The organism is Asanoa sp. NPDC050611 (assembly GCF_040654855.1).
In the GTDB taxonomy this organism is placed as follows: Bacteria; Actinomycetota; Actinomycetes; order Mycobacteriales; family Micromonosporaceae; genus Asanoa.
On sequence record NZ_JBFAIU010000035.1, the window covers coordinates 19,672 to 35,643 of the forward strand.

Annotated in this window: 14 protein-coding genes; 9 read left to right on the forward strand and 5 right to left on the reverse strand. The window is 71.0% G+C overall.

Features of this window, described 5'->3' with window-relative positions; translation table 11 throughout:
- Positions 1-41: 41 nt before the first annotated feature.
- Genes AB0H87_RS08395 through AB0H87_RS08405 form a run of 3 tightly spaced genes read right to left on the reverse strand, consistent with a single transcriptional unit; the run spans position 42 to position 2,598 of the window.
- On the reverse strand, positions 42-527 hold the full coding sequence (locus AB0H87_RS08395; RefSeq protein ID WP_360141680.1) for a methylated-DNA--[protein]-cysteine S-methyltransferase: 486 nt from the start codon (positions 525-527) through the stop codon (positions 42-44).
- A 31-nt stretch (positions 528-558) separates the two neighbouring features.
- The gene (locus AB0H87_RS08400) at positions 559-1,110 is read right to left on the reverse strand and encodes a hypothetical protein (RefSeq protein ID WP_360141682.1); all 552 of its coding nucleotides are present in this window, start codon (positions 1,108-1,110) and stop codon (positions 559-561) included.
- Positions 1,111-1,143: 33 nt separating this feature from the next.
- On the reverse strand, positions 1,144-2,598 hold the full coding sequence (locus AB0H87_RS08405; RefSeq protein WP_360141684.1) for a CCA tRNA nucleotidyltransferase: 1,455 nt from the start codon (positions 2,596-2,598) through the stop codon (positions 1,144-1,146).
- 102 nt (positions 2,599-2,700) lie between these two features.
- Here AB0H87_RS08405 and murJ point away from each other — a divergent pair, with 102 nt between their 5' ends.
- The 7 genes from murJ to AB0H87_RS08440 all read left to right on the forward strand — a co-directional run bounded on the left by murJ (position 2,701) and on the right by AB0H87_RS08440 (position 11,068).
- A complete protein-coding gene (gene murJ, locus AB0H87_RS08410; protein ID WP_360141686.1) occupies positions 2,701-4,425 on the forward strand; it encodes a murein biosynthesis integral membrane protein MurJ in 1,725 nt (574 codons plus the stop codon).
- A gap of 289 nt (positions 4,426-4,714) precedes the next feature.
- The gene (locus AB0H87_RS08415; protein WP_360141688.1) at positions 4,715-6,286 is read left to right on the forward strand and encodes a protein kinase family protein; all 1,572 of its coding nucleotides are present in this window, start codon (positions 4,715-4,717) and stop codon (positions 6,284-6,286) included.
- Between the two features lie 53 nt (positions 6,287-6,339).
- Positions 6,340-7,023, forward strand: coding sequence for an RNA polymerase sigma factor SigM (gene sigM / locus AB0H87_RS08420; RefSeq protein WP_360141690.1), 684 nt, complete (start codon positions 6,340-6,342; stop codon positions 7,021-7,023).
- On the forward strand, positions 7,020-8,243 hold the full coding sequence (locus tag AB0H87_RS08425; RefSeq protein ID WP_360141692.1) for a hypothetical protein: 1,224 nt from the start codon (positions 7,020-7,022) through the stop codon (positions 8,241-8,243). Before sigM ends, AB0H87_RS08425 begins: the two co-directional genes overlap by 4 nt.
- Positions 8,244-8,363: 120 nt before the next feature.
- On the forward strand, positions 8,364-9,317 hold the full coding sequence (gene trxB, locus AB0H87_RS08430; protein WP_360141694.1) for a thioredoxin-disulfide reductase: 954 nt from the start codon (positions 8,364-8,366) through the stop codon (positions 9,315-9,317).
- A gap of 99 nt (positions 9,318-9,416) precedes the next feature.
- Positions 9,417-9,740: a thioredoxin gene (gene trxA, locus AB0H87_RS08435; protein ID WP_360141696.1), complete on the forward strand. Its 324-nt coding sequence runs from the start codon at positions 9,417-9,419 to the stop codon at positions 9,738-9,740.
- A 143-nt stretch (positions 9,741-9,883) separates the two neighbouring features.
- Entirely contained in the window at positions 9,884-11,068 is a 1,185-nt protein-coding gene (locus AB0H87_RS08440; protein ID WP_360141698.1) for an N-acetylmuramoyl-L-alanine amidase, read from the forward strand.
- Between the two features lie 1,211 nt (positions 11,069-12,279).
- On the opposite strand, the gene AB0H87_RS08445 is transcribed toward AB0H87_RS08440, so the two are convergent.
- The gene (locus AB0H87_RS08445) at positions 12,280-12,936 is read right to left on the reverse strand and encodes a GNAT family N-acetyltransferase (protein WP_360141700.1); all 657 of its coding nucleotides are present in this window, start codon (positions 12,934-12,936) and stop codon (positions 12,280-12,282) included.
- A 270-nt stretch (positions 12,937-13,206) separates the two neighbouring features.
- On the opposite strand from AB0H87_RS08445, the gene AB0H87_RS08450 reads away from it, so the two are divergent.
- Together AB0H87_RS08450 and AB0H87_RS08455 are read left to right on the forward strand one after the other, a co-directional pair.
- On the forward strand, positions 13,207-14,523 hold the full coding sequence (locus AB0H87_RS08450) for a PLP-dependent aminotransferase family protein (protein WP_360141702.1): 1,317 nt from the start codon (positions 13,207-13,209) through the stop codon (positions 14,521-14,523).
- Positions 14,524-14,531: 8 nt separating this feature from the next.
- Positions 14,532-15,494, forward strand: a complete 963-nt coding sequence (locus AB0H87_RS08455) for a D-alanine--D-alanine ligase (protein ID WP_360141704.1) — start codon at positions 14,532-14,534, stop codon at positions 15,492-15,494.
- Here the strand turns inward: AB0H87_RS08455 and AB0H87_RS08460 are convergent.
- Positions 15,487-15,972: GNAT family N-acetyltransferase (locus AB0H87_RS08460; RefSeq protein ID WP_360141706.1), on the reverse strand; the 486-nt coding region annotated here is incomplete at its 5' end. The genes AB0H87_RS08455 and AB0H87_RS08460 overlap by 8 nt on opposite strands.

Sequence of the window (15,972 nt, forward strand, 5' to 3'; positions counted from 1 at the left end):
ACGAGGGCGGTGATCCGATCTGGGTCGCCGCCCTCGGCGCGTCAGGAGACGGCCCAGTCGCGCTGGAAGGCCACCCGCGCCTCCAGCTCGAGCAGGAAGCTCTTGCGCGGCAGCCCGCCGCCGAAGCCGACCAGCTTGCCGCCCGCGCCGACGATGCGGTGACAGGGCACGATCACCGCGATCGGGTTGCGGTTGCAGGCGACGCCGACGGCGCGGGCCCCGCCCGGGTCGCCGACCGCCGCGGCCACCTCGCCGTAGGTCTCGGTGCGGCCGTAGGGGATGGTCGTCATGCGCTGCCAGACCGCCCGCTCGAACTCGGAGCCGCGGCGGACCGACAGGGGTAGGTCGAAGTCGGTGAGGTCACCCGCGAAGTAGGCCGACAGCTGCTCGGCGGCCGCCGCCAGCGCACCCGCCGGCGGGGCGAACTCGACCCCCTCGACCTCTTCGAACCGCAGCCCGCACACGCCCGTCTCGTCGGCCGCCAGGGACAGCGGCCCGATCGGTGAGTCGACGACGCTCCATCGCATGACACCCATTCAACCTCGGGGGTACGACAGTTCAGCGGCGGCGGTAACCCACCGACAGCCGACCGTCGTCCTGGATGAGCGTCACGGGGCTGCAGTCGATCTTGAACGATCGCGCGCCGGTCGGGTCCTGGAACTTCGACCTCGGCCCGTACGCCGTGTCGCTGATGAAGAGCTGGCTGGTCGCGTCGTTGCCGGCCGGGCTGACGGAGATCGACCGGCCGTCCGCGGCGAGTGAGTAGCGGAACCGCACCGGCCCGGCGACCTCGAGCCGGATCGGTCGGCCGTCCGGCGCCGACGCGGTGAAGGTCGTCCGGGCGCCGTAGTCGGTCTCGCCCGTGCCGTCGGCGCGCAGCCGCAGCACCGTCCCCTCACCGCCGCGGAAGGTCACCTCGGACGACAGGCCCTCGACCGCCACCTGTTCGCGGTAGTCGAGCACGTCCCAGTCGCCGACGGGACAGGGCTCGGCCGCCCGCTGGCCCGCCCGCCCCGCCTGGATCACCACGATCGCCGCGACCAACAGGAACAGCAGCACCGAAAGGGTCACGATCGGCACCCGGTACGACACCGTGACGGCGCGCTGCATGCCCGTGACCGTAGCGACCACGGGCCTCCCGTGTCATTCGGGGTCGACGATGCCTTCCTTGCGCGCCCAGCGCAGCAGCTCGGCCTCGGCCTGGTCCCGGTCCAGCGGGCCGTGCTCGAGCCGCAGCTCCTTGAGGTGGCGCCAGGCCCGGCCGACGACCGGCCCGGGCGGCACGCCGAGCAGTTCCATGATCGCGTTGCCGTCGAGGTCCGGCCGCACCCGGGCCAGGTCCTCCTCGGCCGCGATCCGGGCTATCCGCACCTCCAGCGCGTCGTAGTCGGCGGCCAGCTGCGCCGCCTTGCGCCGGTTGCGGGTGGTCACGTCCGAGCGGGTGAGCTTGTGCAGCCGGGACAGCAGGGGCCCGGCGTCGGTGACGTAGCGGCGCACGGCGGAGTCGGTCCACTCGCCCCGGCCGTAGCCGTAGAACCGCAGGTGCAGCGCGACCAGCTCGACGACGTCGGCGGTGACGTCCTTCGGGTAGCGCATCGCCTTCATCCGCTGCTTGGTCATCCGCGCGCCGACCACCTCGTGGTGGTGGAAGCTGACCCGGCCGTCCGGGGAGACCGCCTTGGTCGCCGGCTTGCCGACGTCATGCATCAGCGCGGCCATCCGGAGCACGAAGTCGGGCCCGTCGTCGCCCTCCAGGCGCACGGCGTTGGCGACCACGATCAACGTGTGCTCGTAGACGTCCTTGTGCTGGGCGTGCTCGTCGATCTCCAGCTTGAGCCCGGACAGCTCCGGCATGAACCGGTCGGCGAGCCCGGTGTCGACCAGCAGGCGCAGGCCGGTCACCGGGTCGGCGCCGCTGAGCAGCTTGGTGAACTCGTCGCGGATCCGCTCGGCGGTGATCCGGTCGAGGTCCGGTGCCATCGCGACCATCGCCGCGCGTACGCCCGGATCGACCGCGAACCGCAGCTGGGCCGCGAACCGGGCCGCCCGGAGCATCCGCAGCGGGTCGTCGCCGAACGACTCCTCGGGCGTACCCGGCGTGCGCAGGATCTTGTTGGCCAGGTCGTCGAGGCCGCCGTACGCGTCGGTGAACGTGTGGTCCGGGAGGCTGACCGCCATCGCGTTGACGGTGAAGTCGCGCCGGCGCAGGTCCTCGGCGAGGCTGGTGCCGTACTGGACCACCGGGTTGCGGCTGACGCCGTCGTACACGTCGGCCCGGAACGTGGTGATCTCCAGCCGCAGGCCGTCGCGCTGCGCCCCGATCGTGCCGAAGTCCCGCCCGGTCTCCCAGGTGGCCTCGGCCCAACCCTTGAGCACCGCAAGGGTCTGATCCGGGTGCGCGTCGGTCGCGAAGTCGAGGTCGTCGCCGAGCCGCCCGAGCAGCGCGTCGCGCACGGAGCCGCCCACGAGATGCAGCTCGTGGCCGGCCTTGGCGAACCGGCGACCCAGCTCGTCGGCGACCGGCGACACGCGGATGAGTTCCGCCACGGCGGTCTCCTGAGCCTGGGTGAGGCGGCGGGTTGAGGATGTTCCGGACATGGGACCGCCAGCCTATCTTTCTGTACCGGGTCGCCGACGCCGCGGGGCTGTGTTCGCCAGGTTAGGGTCGGGCGTACGTCATTTCCCTCGCCTGGAGGTCCCGTGAGCAGCGGCCTTTACCGGAGCGCGCACGCCGCGCACGGCGACGAGGGCATTGTCCGGGCTGATCCGGTCGACATACCGCCGCCGGCGGCGCCACCGGCGATCGAGTCCGACGGCGGCAGCGCCGCCGGCAACAGCGCGATCATGGCGGTCGGCAGTCTGGTCAGCCGCGGTACGGGCTTCCTGCGCACCCTGGTGATCTCGGCGGCGCTGGGCACCGCGGTCGGCGACGCGTACACGACCGCACAGATCCTGCCCGGCATGGTGTTCGAGTTTCTCCTGGGCGGCGTGCTGACCAGCGTGCTGATCCCGGTGCTGGTCCGCCGGCGGGACACCGACCACGACCGGGGCGAGCTCTACACCCAGCGGCTGCTGAGCCTCGCCGTGGTCGCGCTGTTCCTCGCCACCGTGCTGGCGGTGCTCGCCGCGCCGCTGCTCACCCTGCTCTACATCGGCGCGGACACGTCCAACGACACCCGCAACCTGATCAACATCCTCGCGCTGCTGATGCTGCCGATGATCTTCTTCAGCGGCCTGTCGGCGCTGATGAGCGCGATCCTCAACGTGCGCGGCCACTTCGCGGCCCCGATGTTCACGCCGATCCTCAACAACATCATCGTGATCGCCTCGTTCGGGCTGTTCATCGCGCTGTACGGCGCCCGCGAGGACCTGGCCTCGGGCGACATGAGCGCCACGATGATCCTGCTGGTCGGCGGCGGCACCCTGCTCGGCATCATCGTTCAGGTCGCCGGCCTGGTCCCGACGCTGCGCAAGGTGGGCTTCCACTACCGGTGGCGCGGCCAGTGGCGCGAGCTCGGCCTGCGCGAGCTGGCCCAGCTCGGCGGCTGGATGTTCTGCTACGTCGCGGTCAGCCAGCTCGGCCTGATCGTGGTGATCAAGCTGGCGAACGCGGCGAGCGCCAAGGGTGACCCCGGCCCGCTGATCTACAACAACGTCTTCCTGCTGGTGATGACCGCTCACGGGATCATCGCGGTATCGATCATCACCGCGCTGCTGCCCCGGATGAGCGCGGCGGCCGCCGAGGGGCGGTTCCACGACTTCGCGGATGATGTTTCACGTGGAACGCGGACGGTGACGGCCGTGCTCGCGCCGATCGCGGTCTGCTACGCCGTGCTCTCGTACCCCATCTCGGTGGTCCTGTTCCACTACGGCGCGTTCACCTCGGACAACGCGACCGACACCGGCGTCGTGCTGACCACCGGTGCCCTCGCGCTCGTGCCGTTCGCGATCAGCCAGCTGTTCACGTTCGCCTTCTACGCGCTGCCCGACACGCGGACGCCGGCCCTGGTCAACATCCCGGTCGTGGCGCTGCGGGTCCTCGTACAGGTGGGGCTGTTCCTCGTGTTGTCCACCTCGACCGTCGCGGCCGGCCTGATGTTCGGCAACGCGGTCTCCTACGTGGCCGCCGCAGTGGTGTTCGCGATGCTGCTGCGCCGCCGGATCGGTCCGATCGGGGCCGGGCGGATCATGGCCACCTTCGGCAAGGTGCTGGTGGCGGCCATCGGCGCGGCGCTGGTGGGTTACCTGGTGCTGGCGCTGCTGCCGGACAACGACTCGGCCGACCGGGTGATCGCGCTGGCCCGGCTCGTGGTCGGGGGCGGTGCGATCTGCCTGAGCTATCTCGGGCTGGCGATGGCACTGCGGATCACCGAGGTGACCAGTGTGGTCGGTATGGTGCGGCGCCGCCTGGGACTCGCCCGATAGCTGGTCAGCGGCCTTCCATCGCGACTCGCCGAATAACAAATAGTACCTTTTTCGGGTTCTCATCATGTCGCTGCAAAGGCTGATTTGATGGCGTTTGCAGTGCTCAGCGCTGCGAGTCCGTCCTCGGTGACGGGTGAACGTGGCCTGTGGAGGTGTGGCCGGTCCCAGGTAAGGTCGCTCCCGACAGATGCGCCGAGCCCCTACGCTATTGAGGTGGCGCCGCCCTTCGGTTTCACACGGGGGCGCAGCGCGCTGCCCCGGGTGACTGCGAGACGGCGAGCGAGTCAGCATGGCGAGCGAGAAGAGCACCGAAGGAGGACCGGTGACCCAGGTCGGCGAGGGCCAGGAGGCCGAAGAGGCCGCCACACCCCCCGTGCTGACCGTTGGGGCACCGCGCGTTGGTGAGGTGCTCGCGGACCGCTACGAGCTGGCCGAGCACATCAACGACGACGCCGCCGGCCGCCAGGTCTGGCAGGGCGTCGACGTGGTGCTGCGGCGCCCGGTCGCGGTCGTGCTGCGCTATCCCGGCGGCGACTCCGCGCAGGAGATGCTGCAGGCCGCGGTGACCGCCAGCCGGGTCATCCACCCCAACCTCGCGGGCGTCTACGACGCGATCGACGAGGAGACGCGCGCGTACGTCGTGCGCGAGTGGATCGACGGCGAAGCGCTGCGGGAGCTCGTGGTCGAGGAGCCTCTCGACGCCGAGCGCGCGACCTCGATCGCACACGCCGTCGCCAGTGCGGTGGCCGCCGTGCACGCCACCGGCATGGTGCACGGCAACGTCCACCCCGGCACCGTGATGGTCGCCGACGACGGGCGGGTCGTGCTCGCCGACGCCCGGGCGACCGAGGGCGACACACCCGACACCGACGTCCGCGCGATCGGCGGCATCCTCTACTTCGCGCTCACCGGGCACTGGCCGCACACCGAGGTCGGCCCGTCGTCGCTGCCCGACGCGGTGCGCGACGGCTCCGGTGCGATCGCGGCGCCCCGCATGGTGCGCGCCGGTGTGCCGGCGTACCTCGACGACCTGACCATGGACCTGCTCGACGAGCGCCTCGCGCTGCCGTCGGCCGACGTGCTGGCCGCCGAGCTCGACCGGCTCGACGTGGCCGCCGACGAGCCGTTCATCGTCGACGCCGGGCCGCTGCGCTTCTCGGCTACCGAAGACGGCCTGCCCGAGCAGCCGCCGGCCACTCGGCGCAAGCTGATCATCGGCGTGGCCAGCCTGCTGGTCATCGCGACCGTCGGGCTGCTGCTGGGCATCAGCGTGCTGGCCGACCGCGGCGACTCCGACAACGGCGCGACGCCCGGGCCGGGTGCCGCCGCGACCGCCACCAGCGATCCGACCGGCCAGGCCACCGCGCCGGCCGCGCCCAAGGCCGTGCCGCTCAGCCGCGACCAGGTCCGGATCGTCGACCCGGACGGTGACCGCAGAGAGCTGGGCGATGCGGCGCTGATGGTTGACGGCAAGCGCGACACCGCCTGGGAGAGCGACTCTTACAAGAACCTGCCCTTCGGCGACAAGTCCGGCATGGGCGTGCTCATCAAGCTCCCGGAACCGACGGACGTCAGCTCGGTGCAGGTCAACCTGTCGGCGACCGGCGCGTCGGCCGCGGTGTTCACCGGCGAGGGTGACACCGGCAGCACCCGGGCGGGCGACCGGAAAATCATCGCCGACTACAAGAACCGGATCGGCGAGCCGATCGAGAACCACGAGGCGACCACGCTGACGTTCCAGGGCTTCCTGCCGGACCAGAAGCACCAGTACCTGCTGATCTGGTTCACGAAGCTGCCGACGACGTCCGAGGGCAAGCTTCGCCTGGAGATCCAGGAGATCACGGTCCAGGCACGAGGCTGAGTCCCGGCTCGACCGGCCCGCGAGGCATAGCGCCGCGACGATAAGGTGCAGCCGTGACCGCCGGCCGGCGCGACCCAGATCCCCTCGACGTGCCTGACGACGAGGCGTTGCTGCGCGCCCATGTCGCCGGTGACCCGGACGCGTTCGCCGAGCTGTTCCGCCGCCACCGCGACCGGCTCTGGGCGGTGGCGATGCGCACCGTCGGCGACCGGGAGGACGCGGCCGACGCCCTGCAGGAGGCGCTGCTGTCCGCGCACCGCGCGGCACCGCGGTTCCGCGGCGACTCGGCCGTCACCACGTGGCTGCACCGGATCGTCGTCAACTGCTGCCTCGACCGGATCCGGCGGCGCCAGGCCCATCCGACGGTGCCGCTGCCGGACGGCAACGCCGACCCCGACCGGCCGACCGGCGTCGAGCCCGCGGCGCCGGCCACCGACCACGACACGGCGCTGGTGGTGCGGCAGGCCCTGGCCCGGCTGCCCGAGGACCAGCGGGCGGCGCTGGTGCTGGTCGACGTGCAGGGCTACCCGGTCGCCGAGGCGGCCGTCCTGCTCGGGGTCGCCGAGGGCACCGTGAAGAGCCGCTGCTCGCGGGGGCGGGCGCGGCTGGCGTTGCTGCTCGGACACCTGCGACCGGGCACGGCCGGCGCCGGCGTGCGGTCCGCCACCGCACGGAACCGGCCGCCCGGCGATGACGTCCGATCAGTGACCGACAACAGCGGGGAGGGGGTGTCATGAGCGAGGTTGATTTTGACCTGCTGGCCGACTACGTCGGCGGCGCGCTCGCCGGCACTCCCGACGAGGCGCGGGTGGCGGGGCTGGTCGCCACCGATGCGGTCTGGGCCGCTGAGCATGCGGCGCTGGTGGCGGCGCTCGCCAACACGGCTGATGACCTGTTCGTGTACGCGGCGTCCACCAACGAGCCGATGCCGGACGAGGTGGCGGTGCGGCTGTTGGCCGCGCTCCCTAGGCCGGCGGCGGCTGAGCCCGCGGGCGTGGCGATGGCCGAGCCGGCGGACATCGCGGCGGCTGAGCGCACGGACGCTGTGGCGGCTGAGCCGGCGGACGCTGTGACAGCCGAGCCCGCAGACGCTGTGACAGCCGAGCCCGCAGACGCTGTGACAGCCGAACCCGCAGACGCTGTGACAGCCGAACCCGCAGACGCGGCAGGGGCTGAGCTCGGGGCGGCAGCGACTGGCGCGACTAGCGCTGCCGCGGCTGGTCCTGAGGGCGCGGTGGCTGAGCATGACGGGGCTGACCGTGAGGCAACTGAGCCTGGGGCCGCCCCGGCCGAGTCCGTAGCCGTGCCCGGGCAGGGCGGCGGGCGACGTGGCCCGCATGCGCGTCGTCCCGAGGGCGGCAGTGGTCGGCCGCCCGGTCGGGCGGGCGCGACGACCCGCCGGCGGCGGGCGCGCTGGCTGGCCTGGGCCGCGCCGGCACTCGTGGCGGTGATGGTCGCGGCGCTCGCCGGGGTGTGGATCAGTCAGTCGGCGCGTACGGGCACGACGGGCACCAACTCGGCGGCGGGCGGGGCGGCCGACTCGGCTGCCGCGGCGCCGGAGGCGGCGAGCGTGCCGCGGTACAACACGGGGACCGACTACAACAGCGCTTCGGTGGCAGGCGGTTTCGGCGCGGACCGGCAGACCCTCTCGTCCAAGTCGCCGGCGACGTTCCAGTCGGACGGTCGCGCCAGCCAGGAGAGCTCGGCCAAGGCGGTCAGTCCTGAGCTGGCTCGGCTCGGGATGGGGGCCGCCCTCGCGGTCTGCTTCGACGCGATCGCCAAGGAGCTCGGCCAGGGGCCCATCGTCGTGTCGGCCGCGGACTTCGCCTCGTACGACGGCCGCCCTGCTGTGATCGTGTTCTTCACCGACGCCAGTGGTGCGCAATGGGGCTGGGCGGTCGGCCCGGATTGCGGACCGGGCGGCACGGACGAGCTGTTCCATTCCCGAGTAGGGTGACGGGTGACGACCTCGGACAGACCGGACGCGCGGCGTGAGGTTGTCCACCCACGGGAATCCTTGCCTCGTACCATGACGTTCTTCCAGGTGCGAGGAACGCCATAACTTCGGGAGACGGCAGTGGACGAGGTCCGCAACTTGATCATCATCGGCTCTGGTCCGGCCGGTTACACGGCTGCGGTGTACGCCGCCCGAGCCAACCTGAACCCCCTGGTGATCGAGGGTGTGCAGTCAGGTGGCGCGCTGATGACCACCACCGAGGTGGAGAACTTCCCCGGTTTCCCGGACGGCATCCTGGGCCCTGAGCTGATGGACGCCATGCGCAAGCAGGCGGAGCGGTTCGGCGCCGAGTTCCTGACCGACGACGTGACCCGGGTCGAGCTCGTCGACAGCGGGCAGCTGGGCTCCGGCGTGACCCAGGCGGTCTACGTCGGCGAGACGGTCTACCGGGCCAAGGCGGTCATCCTCGCCACCGGCTCCGCCTGGCGGCCGCTCAACGTCCCGGGCGAGCAGAAATATCTCGGCCACGGCGTCTCGTCCTGTGCCACCTGTGACGGCTTCTTCTTCCGCGGCCAGGACATCGTGGTCGTCGGCGGCGGCGACTCCGCGATGGAGGAGGCGAGCTTCCTCACCCGGTTCGCCGCGAACGTGACGATCATCCACCGCCGCGACGAGTTCCGCGCGAGCAAGATCATGGCGCAGCGGGCGCTGACCAACCCGAAGATCAAGGTCGAGTGGAACTCCATCGTGACCGAGGTCCTCGGCGAGGACGGCAAGGTCACCGGCGTGAAGGTGCACAACGTCCACAACGGCGAGGCCAAGGAGCTGCCGGTCGCCGGCGTCTTCGTGGCGATCGGCCACGACCCGCGCAGCGAGCTGTTCCGCGGCCAGATCGACATGGACGAAAACGGGTACGTGAAGGTGGCCGCGCCGACCACGCACACCAGCCTGCCGGGCGTGTTCGCGGCCGGCGACCTGGTCGACCACACCTACCGGCAGGCGATCACCGCAGCCGGCACGGGCACCGCGGCGGCTCTCGACGCCGAGCGGTTCATCGCCGCCCTGGAAGTCTGATCTTCAACCGGGCGTGAGTCCGGACACGACATGCAGCCGGGTGTTCCCGGAAACTACATACTTGCTTCAGCAATCGTTCGGCCCGGAGGAGGGTTTCAGGTGGGATCGACCAAGTCGGTGACGGACGCCAACTTCGTCAACGATGTTCTGCAGGCGGACACCCCCGTACTCGTCGACTTCTGGGCTGAATGGTGTGCGCCCTGCCGCAAGGTCGAGCCGCTGCTCGAGGAGATCGCCAACGAGATGGGCGACAAGGTCCGGATCGTCAAGCTCAACATCGACGAGAACCCGGAGACCGCGCGCGCCTACCGCGTGATGTCGGTGCCGACACTGACCGTGTTCAAGGGCGGCGAGCCGGTGCAGTCCGTGGCCGGTGCACGACCCAAGGGTGACCTGGTCAAGCTCATTGAGGCCGCATTCTGACCTAGTTTTTCGACACGCCCCCGCGTCGCGTGGATGCGGGGGCGTTGTCGTGCCCGGCGCCGTCTCACGATCCTTCCGGCCCTGGCCAGGCGGCCACGATAGGCTCCGGAAGCGCGGCTTGCGTCACCCGGAGGAGGTAGTCCGTGCGTGTAGTCCGACGTGGAGACCGTGGTCCCGCGGTCACCGAGATCCGTGGCATCCTCGTCGGCCTCGGGCTGATCCCGGGCGCACACGCCACCACGCCGGGCTCCGAGTTCGAGTCGAGCGACTTCGACGACGCGACCGAGCAGGCGGTGCGGGCGTTCCAGCAGAGCCGCGGTCTGAGCGTCGACGGCGCGGTCGGTGCGGAAACATGGCGGGCCCTGGTCGCGGCGCGGTGGCGGCTCGGCTCGCGGACCCTCTACCAGGCCATCCCGGAGCCGCTGACCGGCGAGGACGTGCGGACCCTGCAGGAACGACTGCTCGAGATGGGGTACGACGTCGGGCGCGCGGACAGCGTTTACGGAGCGCGTACCGCCCGGGCGGTGGCGCAGTTCCAGCGCGAGGTCGGGCTAGCCCCCGACGGCGCGTGCGGCCCGCAGACCATGCACGCGCTGCGCCGGCTGGGCCGCAAGGTGACCGGCGGTCGCCCGCAGTGGCTGCGCGAGTCGGACGCCTTCCGGCACTCGGGCCCCAACCTGGTCGGCAAGACGGTGATCGTCGACCCGGGCCACGGCGGCCCGGACCTCGGCGTGGTGGTCCCGGACGGCAAGCTGCGGTGGACGGAGGCGGAGCTGGCCTTCGACATGGCGGCACGGCTGGAGGGCCGACTCGCCGCTGCCGGGATGCGGGTGCACCTGACCCGCGGCCCCGCGCCGGTTGCCGAGCTGACGGACCTGGAGCGGGCCCAGCTGGCGAACGAGCTGGGCGGTGACCTCTTCATCTCGCTGCACATCGACGGCCACGCGAACCCGGAAGCGGACGGGGTGGCGACGTACCACTACGGCACCAACCACGGTTCCTCGTCGACGGTGGGCGAGCGGCTGGCGGGCCTGGTGGAGCGGGAGATCGTCGCGCGGACGGGGTTGCGCAACTGCCAGACCCACGCGAAGACGTGGGAGCTCTTGCGCCTGACCAAGATGCCGGCTGTACGCGTTGAGGTCGGCTATCTGACCTCGCCCGGTGACCGGGAGAAGCTGGTGGATCCGCGCTTCCGGGACACGGTGGTCGAGGCTGTGGTGGCCGCGGTGCAGCGGATGTACTACCCGATCGACCAGGACGTGCCGACCGGGTCTATCGACGTGCGGGAGTTGCGGGCCGCGATCGCCGCCGCCACCGCGACAGCCTGATCCGCGCGCCGTCCGCAGGCTGGCCCACGAACAATCGACCTTTGCGGCGGCGCTCTTCGGTTCCGCTGCGATAGTGCCTCAGCCAACCCAACCGTGCCCGCAGGCTGCTACGGCTCCCGCAGGGCACCCGGGCGGGCGGTCGCTGGCCTCGCCGGGATCCCCGGGAGCTGCCGAGCCGTTGCTGCGGCGCCGCGAGCTGCGTCCAGGACGGCCATGGCCCCGATCTTCGCTGCGGCGATATCGGGGGTGGCGGTAGCGCCGCGATCCTTCAAGAGTTGTCCAGGCGTGCCCGCAGGCTGTTACGACTCCTGCCCGGGCATCCGGGCGGTGGTCGCTGGCCTCCCGCGATCCCCCAGAGCTGCGAGCCGCCGCTGCGCGCCGCGAGCTGCGACCAGGACCCGGCGGCGATGGCCGACAATGGCGCGATATTCGGGAGTGGCGGCAGTGGCGCGGTCCCCTCACGAGCTGCCCAGGCGTCGCTCCAGCGCCGCAAGCTACCTCTAGAACGCCGCGGCTACGGCCGACCTTGCCTGCCGCGATCGAGCGTTGCAGCAGCGCCCGCGGTCCCCTCACGAGCTGCCCAGGCGTCGCTGCGGCGCCGCGAGCTACCTCTAGGACCCCCGCAGCCACGGCCCGACCGTTGCCTGCGACGACACAGGGGAGTGAGGTCAGCGCCGCGATCCCTCAAGAGCTGCCCAGGCATCGCTGCAGCGCCACGCGCCGCCGGCCACGGCCGGCCTTGCCTGCCGCGACCTTCGGCGGGTTTGCGGCAGCGCCGCGAGCTGCCTCCAGGACCTTGCCGTCACGGTCCGGTTGGGCGGCTGCGATATTCGGGGCTTGCGGCAGCACCCGTGATGCTGCCTAGGCGTCGCTGCGGCGCCACGGGCTGCTCCCAGGACCCCGCGGCCGCCGCCCGGACCTGGCCTGCCGCGACATTCGGCGGGTTTGCGGCAGCACCGGCGGTCTGGATCGAGAAGGGCTCCGACACCGGACGCTGTTCCGCGGCATCGCTGTAGGGCGGTCGCCGGGCGGCAAGCCGTCACAGCGGGCGTTGCGGCAGCTCCGCGGGCGGTCTAGAGGCGCGGTGTTTCCGGTTGTGTGTCGCGCGCCTGGCAGCGAAGCGGAGCGAGCGGTGTCCGGCGGGAGCGACGGTCGTGCCCCCGGCGGACCCGGGACCATCTCTTGATCTTCGTCTGTCGCTCTCGCCCGGGTCAGCTGTTGCTGGTGCTGGTCGCGGGGCGGACCGGGCGGAGGATGCTTTCCGGGCTCATTGAGCCGAGCAGCTTCTCCAGGGCGTATTCGACGTCCGACTTCCACGACAGGGCCGTGCGGAGTTCCAGGCGTAGGCGGGGGTAGCGCGGATGGGGACGAACGGTTTTGAAGCCGACGGAGAGGAAGAAATCGGCGGGGGCGAGGCAGCCCGGCTCGTCGGGGGCGTCGCCGAACTTCGCGTCGCCGAAGGCTTCTATCGCTTTGATGCCTCGTTTGATGAGGTCGCGGGCCACGCCCTGGACCAGCATGCGGCCCAGGCCGCCGCCTGCGAAGGCCGTGATCACGTGGGCGTTCATCAGTAGCGCGGCGTCGGCGGAGACCGGGGACGTCGGGAAGGCCATCGAGCGGGGGACGTAGGCCGGCGGGGCGAACATGACGAAGCCGGCCGGCATGCCGTCGACGTAGATCAGTTTGCCGCAGGAGCCCCACTCGAGGAGGGTCTGCGAGACCCAGGCCTCCTTCTCGAGGCCGGGGTCGCCGGCGGCGCAGGCGCGCTCCGCGGAGACGGGGTCGAGCTCCCAGTAGACGCATTGCCGGCATGGGCGCGGCAGATCTTCCAGGGTGTCGAGCGTCAAGCTCACCAGACGACGTGACATCACGGAACCTCGAAAACCGCTCGTTTGCCAGATGACGGTTATCGGAGCACGGTGGAGGTCGTGTGTGTCGCCCGCCTTGCCCCCAACCAGCGATCGTACGCCGGAAAGGCGCAGGAGGGGAGAGGTCGGACATCGCGCGTCCGTGGTCTGGCCTGGCGTGGGACCCCTGGATTCCGCGATATGGACTGGTCGCGGACAACCCGAAGGTGGTCTTCGCACCCGCGGTCTAACATCAACCAACCAGCGATGCGCCCGAAGGCGAGGTAGGGCATGACCGGGACGACGCTCGACGACTATACCGACCGCTACGCGCGGCGGGTCCGCGGCATGACGGCGTCGGAGATTCGAGCTCTCTTCGCCGTCGCCAGCCGCCCGGAGGTCGTCTCGCTCGCCGGTGGTGCACCATACATCGCCGCTCTGCCGCTCGATGCCGTCGGGGAGATGCTCGGCAGTCTCGCGGCTGATCATGGGACGAGCACCCTGCAGTACGGGATCGGCCAGGGCACGCTCGAGCTGCGTGAGCGGATCTGCGAGGTGATGGCGCTCTCCGGCATTGACGCGGCCGCCGGCGCTTCGCCGGACGATGTCGTTGTCACCGTCGGGGGCCAGCAGGCCCTCGATCTCGTGTCCCGGCTCTTTCTCGACCCCGGCGACGTGGTGCTCGCCGAGGGGCCGACCTACGTGGGCGCGCTCGGTGCGTTCCAGTCGGCGCAGGCCCAGGTCGTGCACGTGGCGATGGACGACGACGGGCTGATCCCCGCCGCGCTCGAGGCCGCGATCGCCGACGTCGCCCGGTCGGGGCGGCGGGCGAAGTTCCTCTACACGATCCCGACGTATCAGAACCCGGCCGGCGTCACGATGACCGACGAGCGGCGCGACCAGGTGCTCGACATCTGCGAGCGGGCCGGGCTGCTGGTCGTCGAGGACGACCCCTATGGGCAGCTGTCGTTCGACGGCGAGGCGCCACTGCCGTTGCGGGCACGGCGGCGGGAGGGCGTTTTCTACCTTTCGACGTTCTCGAAGACGTTCGCGCCCGGGCTGCGGGTGGGGTGGATCCTCGCGCCGCACGCGGTTCGCGAGAAGCTGGTGATCGCGTCGGAATCGCAAATTCTCTGCCCGAGTGCGTACGCACAGGCGGCGGTGACCACCTACCTGTCGACGATGCCGTGGCGGGAGCAGATAAAGACGTACCGCGAGGTCTACCGGGAGCGGCGTGACGCGCTGCTGGAGTCGCTCGCCGACCTGATGCCGGCGGGCACCACCTGGACCCGGCCGAGTGGCGGCCTGTTCGTCTGGGCCACCCTGCCGCCGGGGCTCGACTCGAAGGCGATGATGCCGCGGGCGATCGCGGCGCGGGTGGCTTATGTGCCGGGCACCGGCTTCTACGCCGACGGCACCGGGGGCGGCAACATGCGCCTCAACTTCTCGTTCCCGTCGCCGGATCGGATCCGCGAGGGCGTACGCCGATTGGCTGGTGTCATGGAGCAGGACCTCGCCATGCGGCAGGTGTTCGGCGCCATCAGTGCGGTCGCCAATCGTCGCCGCGGGCAGGCCGGATCCGACACCCCCGGTCCCGACTTGGCATGATCTGACCCATGAGTACGACCGATCTGCGCGTCCTCGTCCTGGCCGGTGGGCTGTCCTACGAGCGGGACGTGTCACTCAAGTCCGGGCGTCGGGTGATCGACGCGCTGCGTACCGCCGGGATCGACGCCCAACAGCGGGACGCAGACGTGTCGCTGCTGCCGGCGCTGCGCTCGGATCCGCCGGACGCGGTCGTGATCGCACTGCATGGGGCGACCGGCGAGGACGGGTCGCTGCGGGGCGTGCTGGATCTGTGCGAGGTGCCGTACGTCGGGTGTGACGCGCGGTCGTCGCGGTTGGCGTGGGACAAGCCGTCGGCGAAGGCGGTGCTGCGGGAGCACGGGATCCCGACCCCCGATTGGGTGGCACTGCCGCACGACCGGTTCTCGGAGTTGGGTGCGGTGGCGGTGCTGGAGCGGATCGCCTCGCGGCTGGGGCTGCCGTTGATGGTCAAGCCGGCGCAGGGCGGGTCGGGTCTTGGCGCGGCCGTGGTCCGGGATGAGAGCGCGTTGCCGGCGGCGATGGTGGGTTGCTTCGCGTACGGGTCGACGGCGTTGGTGGAGCGGTACGTGACTGGGAAGGACATCGCGGTCACGGTCATCGACCTGGGCGACGGGCCGCAGGCGCTGCCGGCGGTGGAGATCGTGCCCCGGAATGGGGTGTACGACTACGCGGCCCGTTATACGGCGGGGCTGACGACGTGGCACACGCCGGCGCGCCTGTCGGAGCCGGTGGCGCAGTCTGTTGCCGCGGTGGCGGTGGCGGCGCACAACGCGCTCGGTTTGCGTGACCTGTCGCGGGTGGATCTGATCGTGGACGAGTCCGGGGCGCCGCAGGTGCTCGAGGTCAACGTGGCGCCGGGGATGACGGAGACGTCGTTGATGCCGATGGCGATCCAGGCCGCTGGGTTGGATTTCGGCAAGGTGCTGGCGGAGATGGTTGCGCGGGCGGCGGGGCGGAAGTCGCTCAGCTGAGTGGGCGGCGCATCGTGACGCGGGGCCAGCGGGTGAGGCCGTGGTCGGCTTCTCGTTGTTGGATCGCTCTGAGGTCTGGGGTGAGCTCGTCGTCGGGGATCGTGCCGAAGCCGCAGCGTTGTTCGTAGTAGCTGGCGTTCCATGGGACGTCGCGGAACGTTGTGAGTGTTAGGGCTTGGATCCCGTTGGTGCGGGCCGTTGCGGCTGCGTGGTCGATGAGTTGGCGGCCTATGCCTTGGCCGGCGTGTTTGGGGTCGACCGAGACCTGGTCGATGTGGAGGCCCGCGTCTATGTGGTCGGCGATGAGGTAGGCGGCGATCTCGTTGGTCGCGGTCGTGGCTACCCAGGCTGTGCCGGCTTGTTGGTGACGTTCTAGTTCCGGTAGTGGCGGTGGGTCGTCGTCTGCGATCTCTGCCATGCCTATCGTGTGGAAGATCGCGCCTGCTGCTCGCTCGATGGCTTGGAGGGTGGGTAGGTC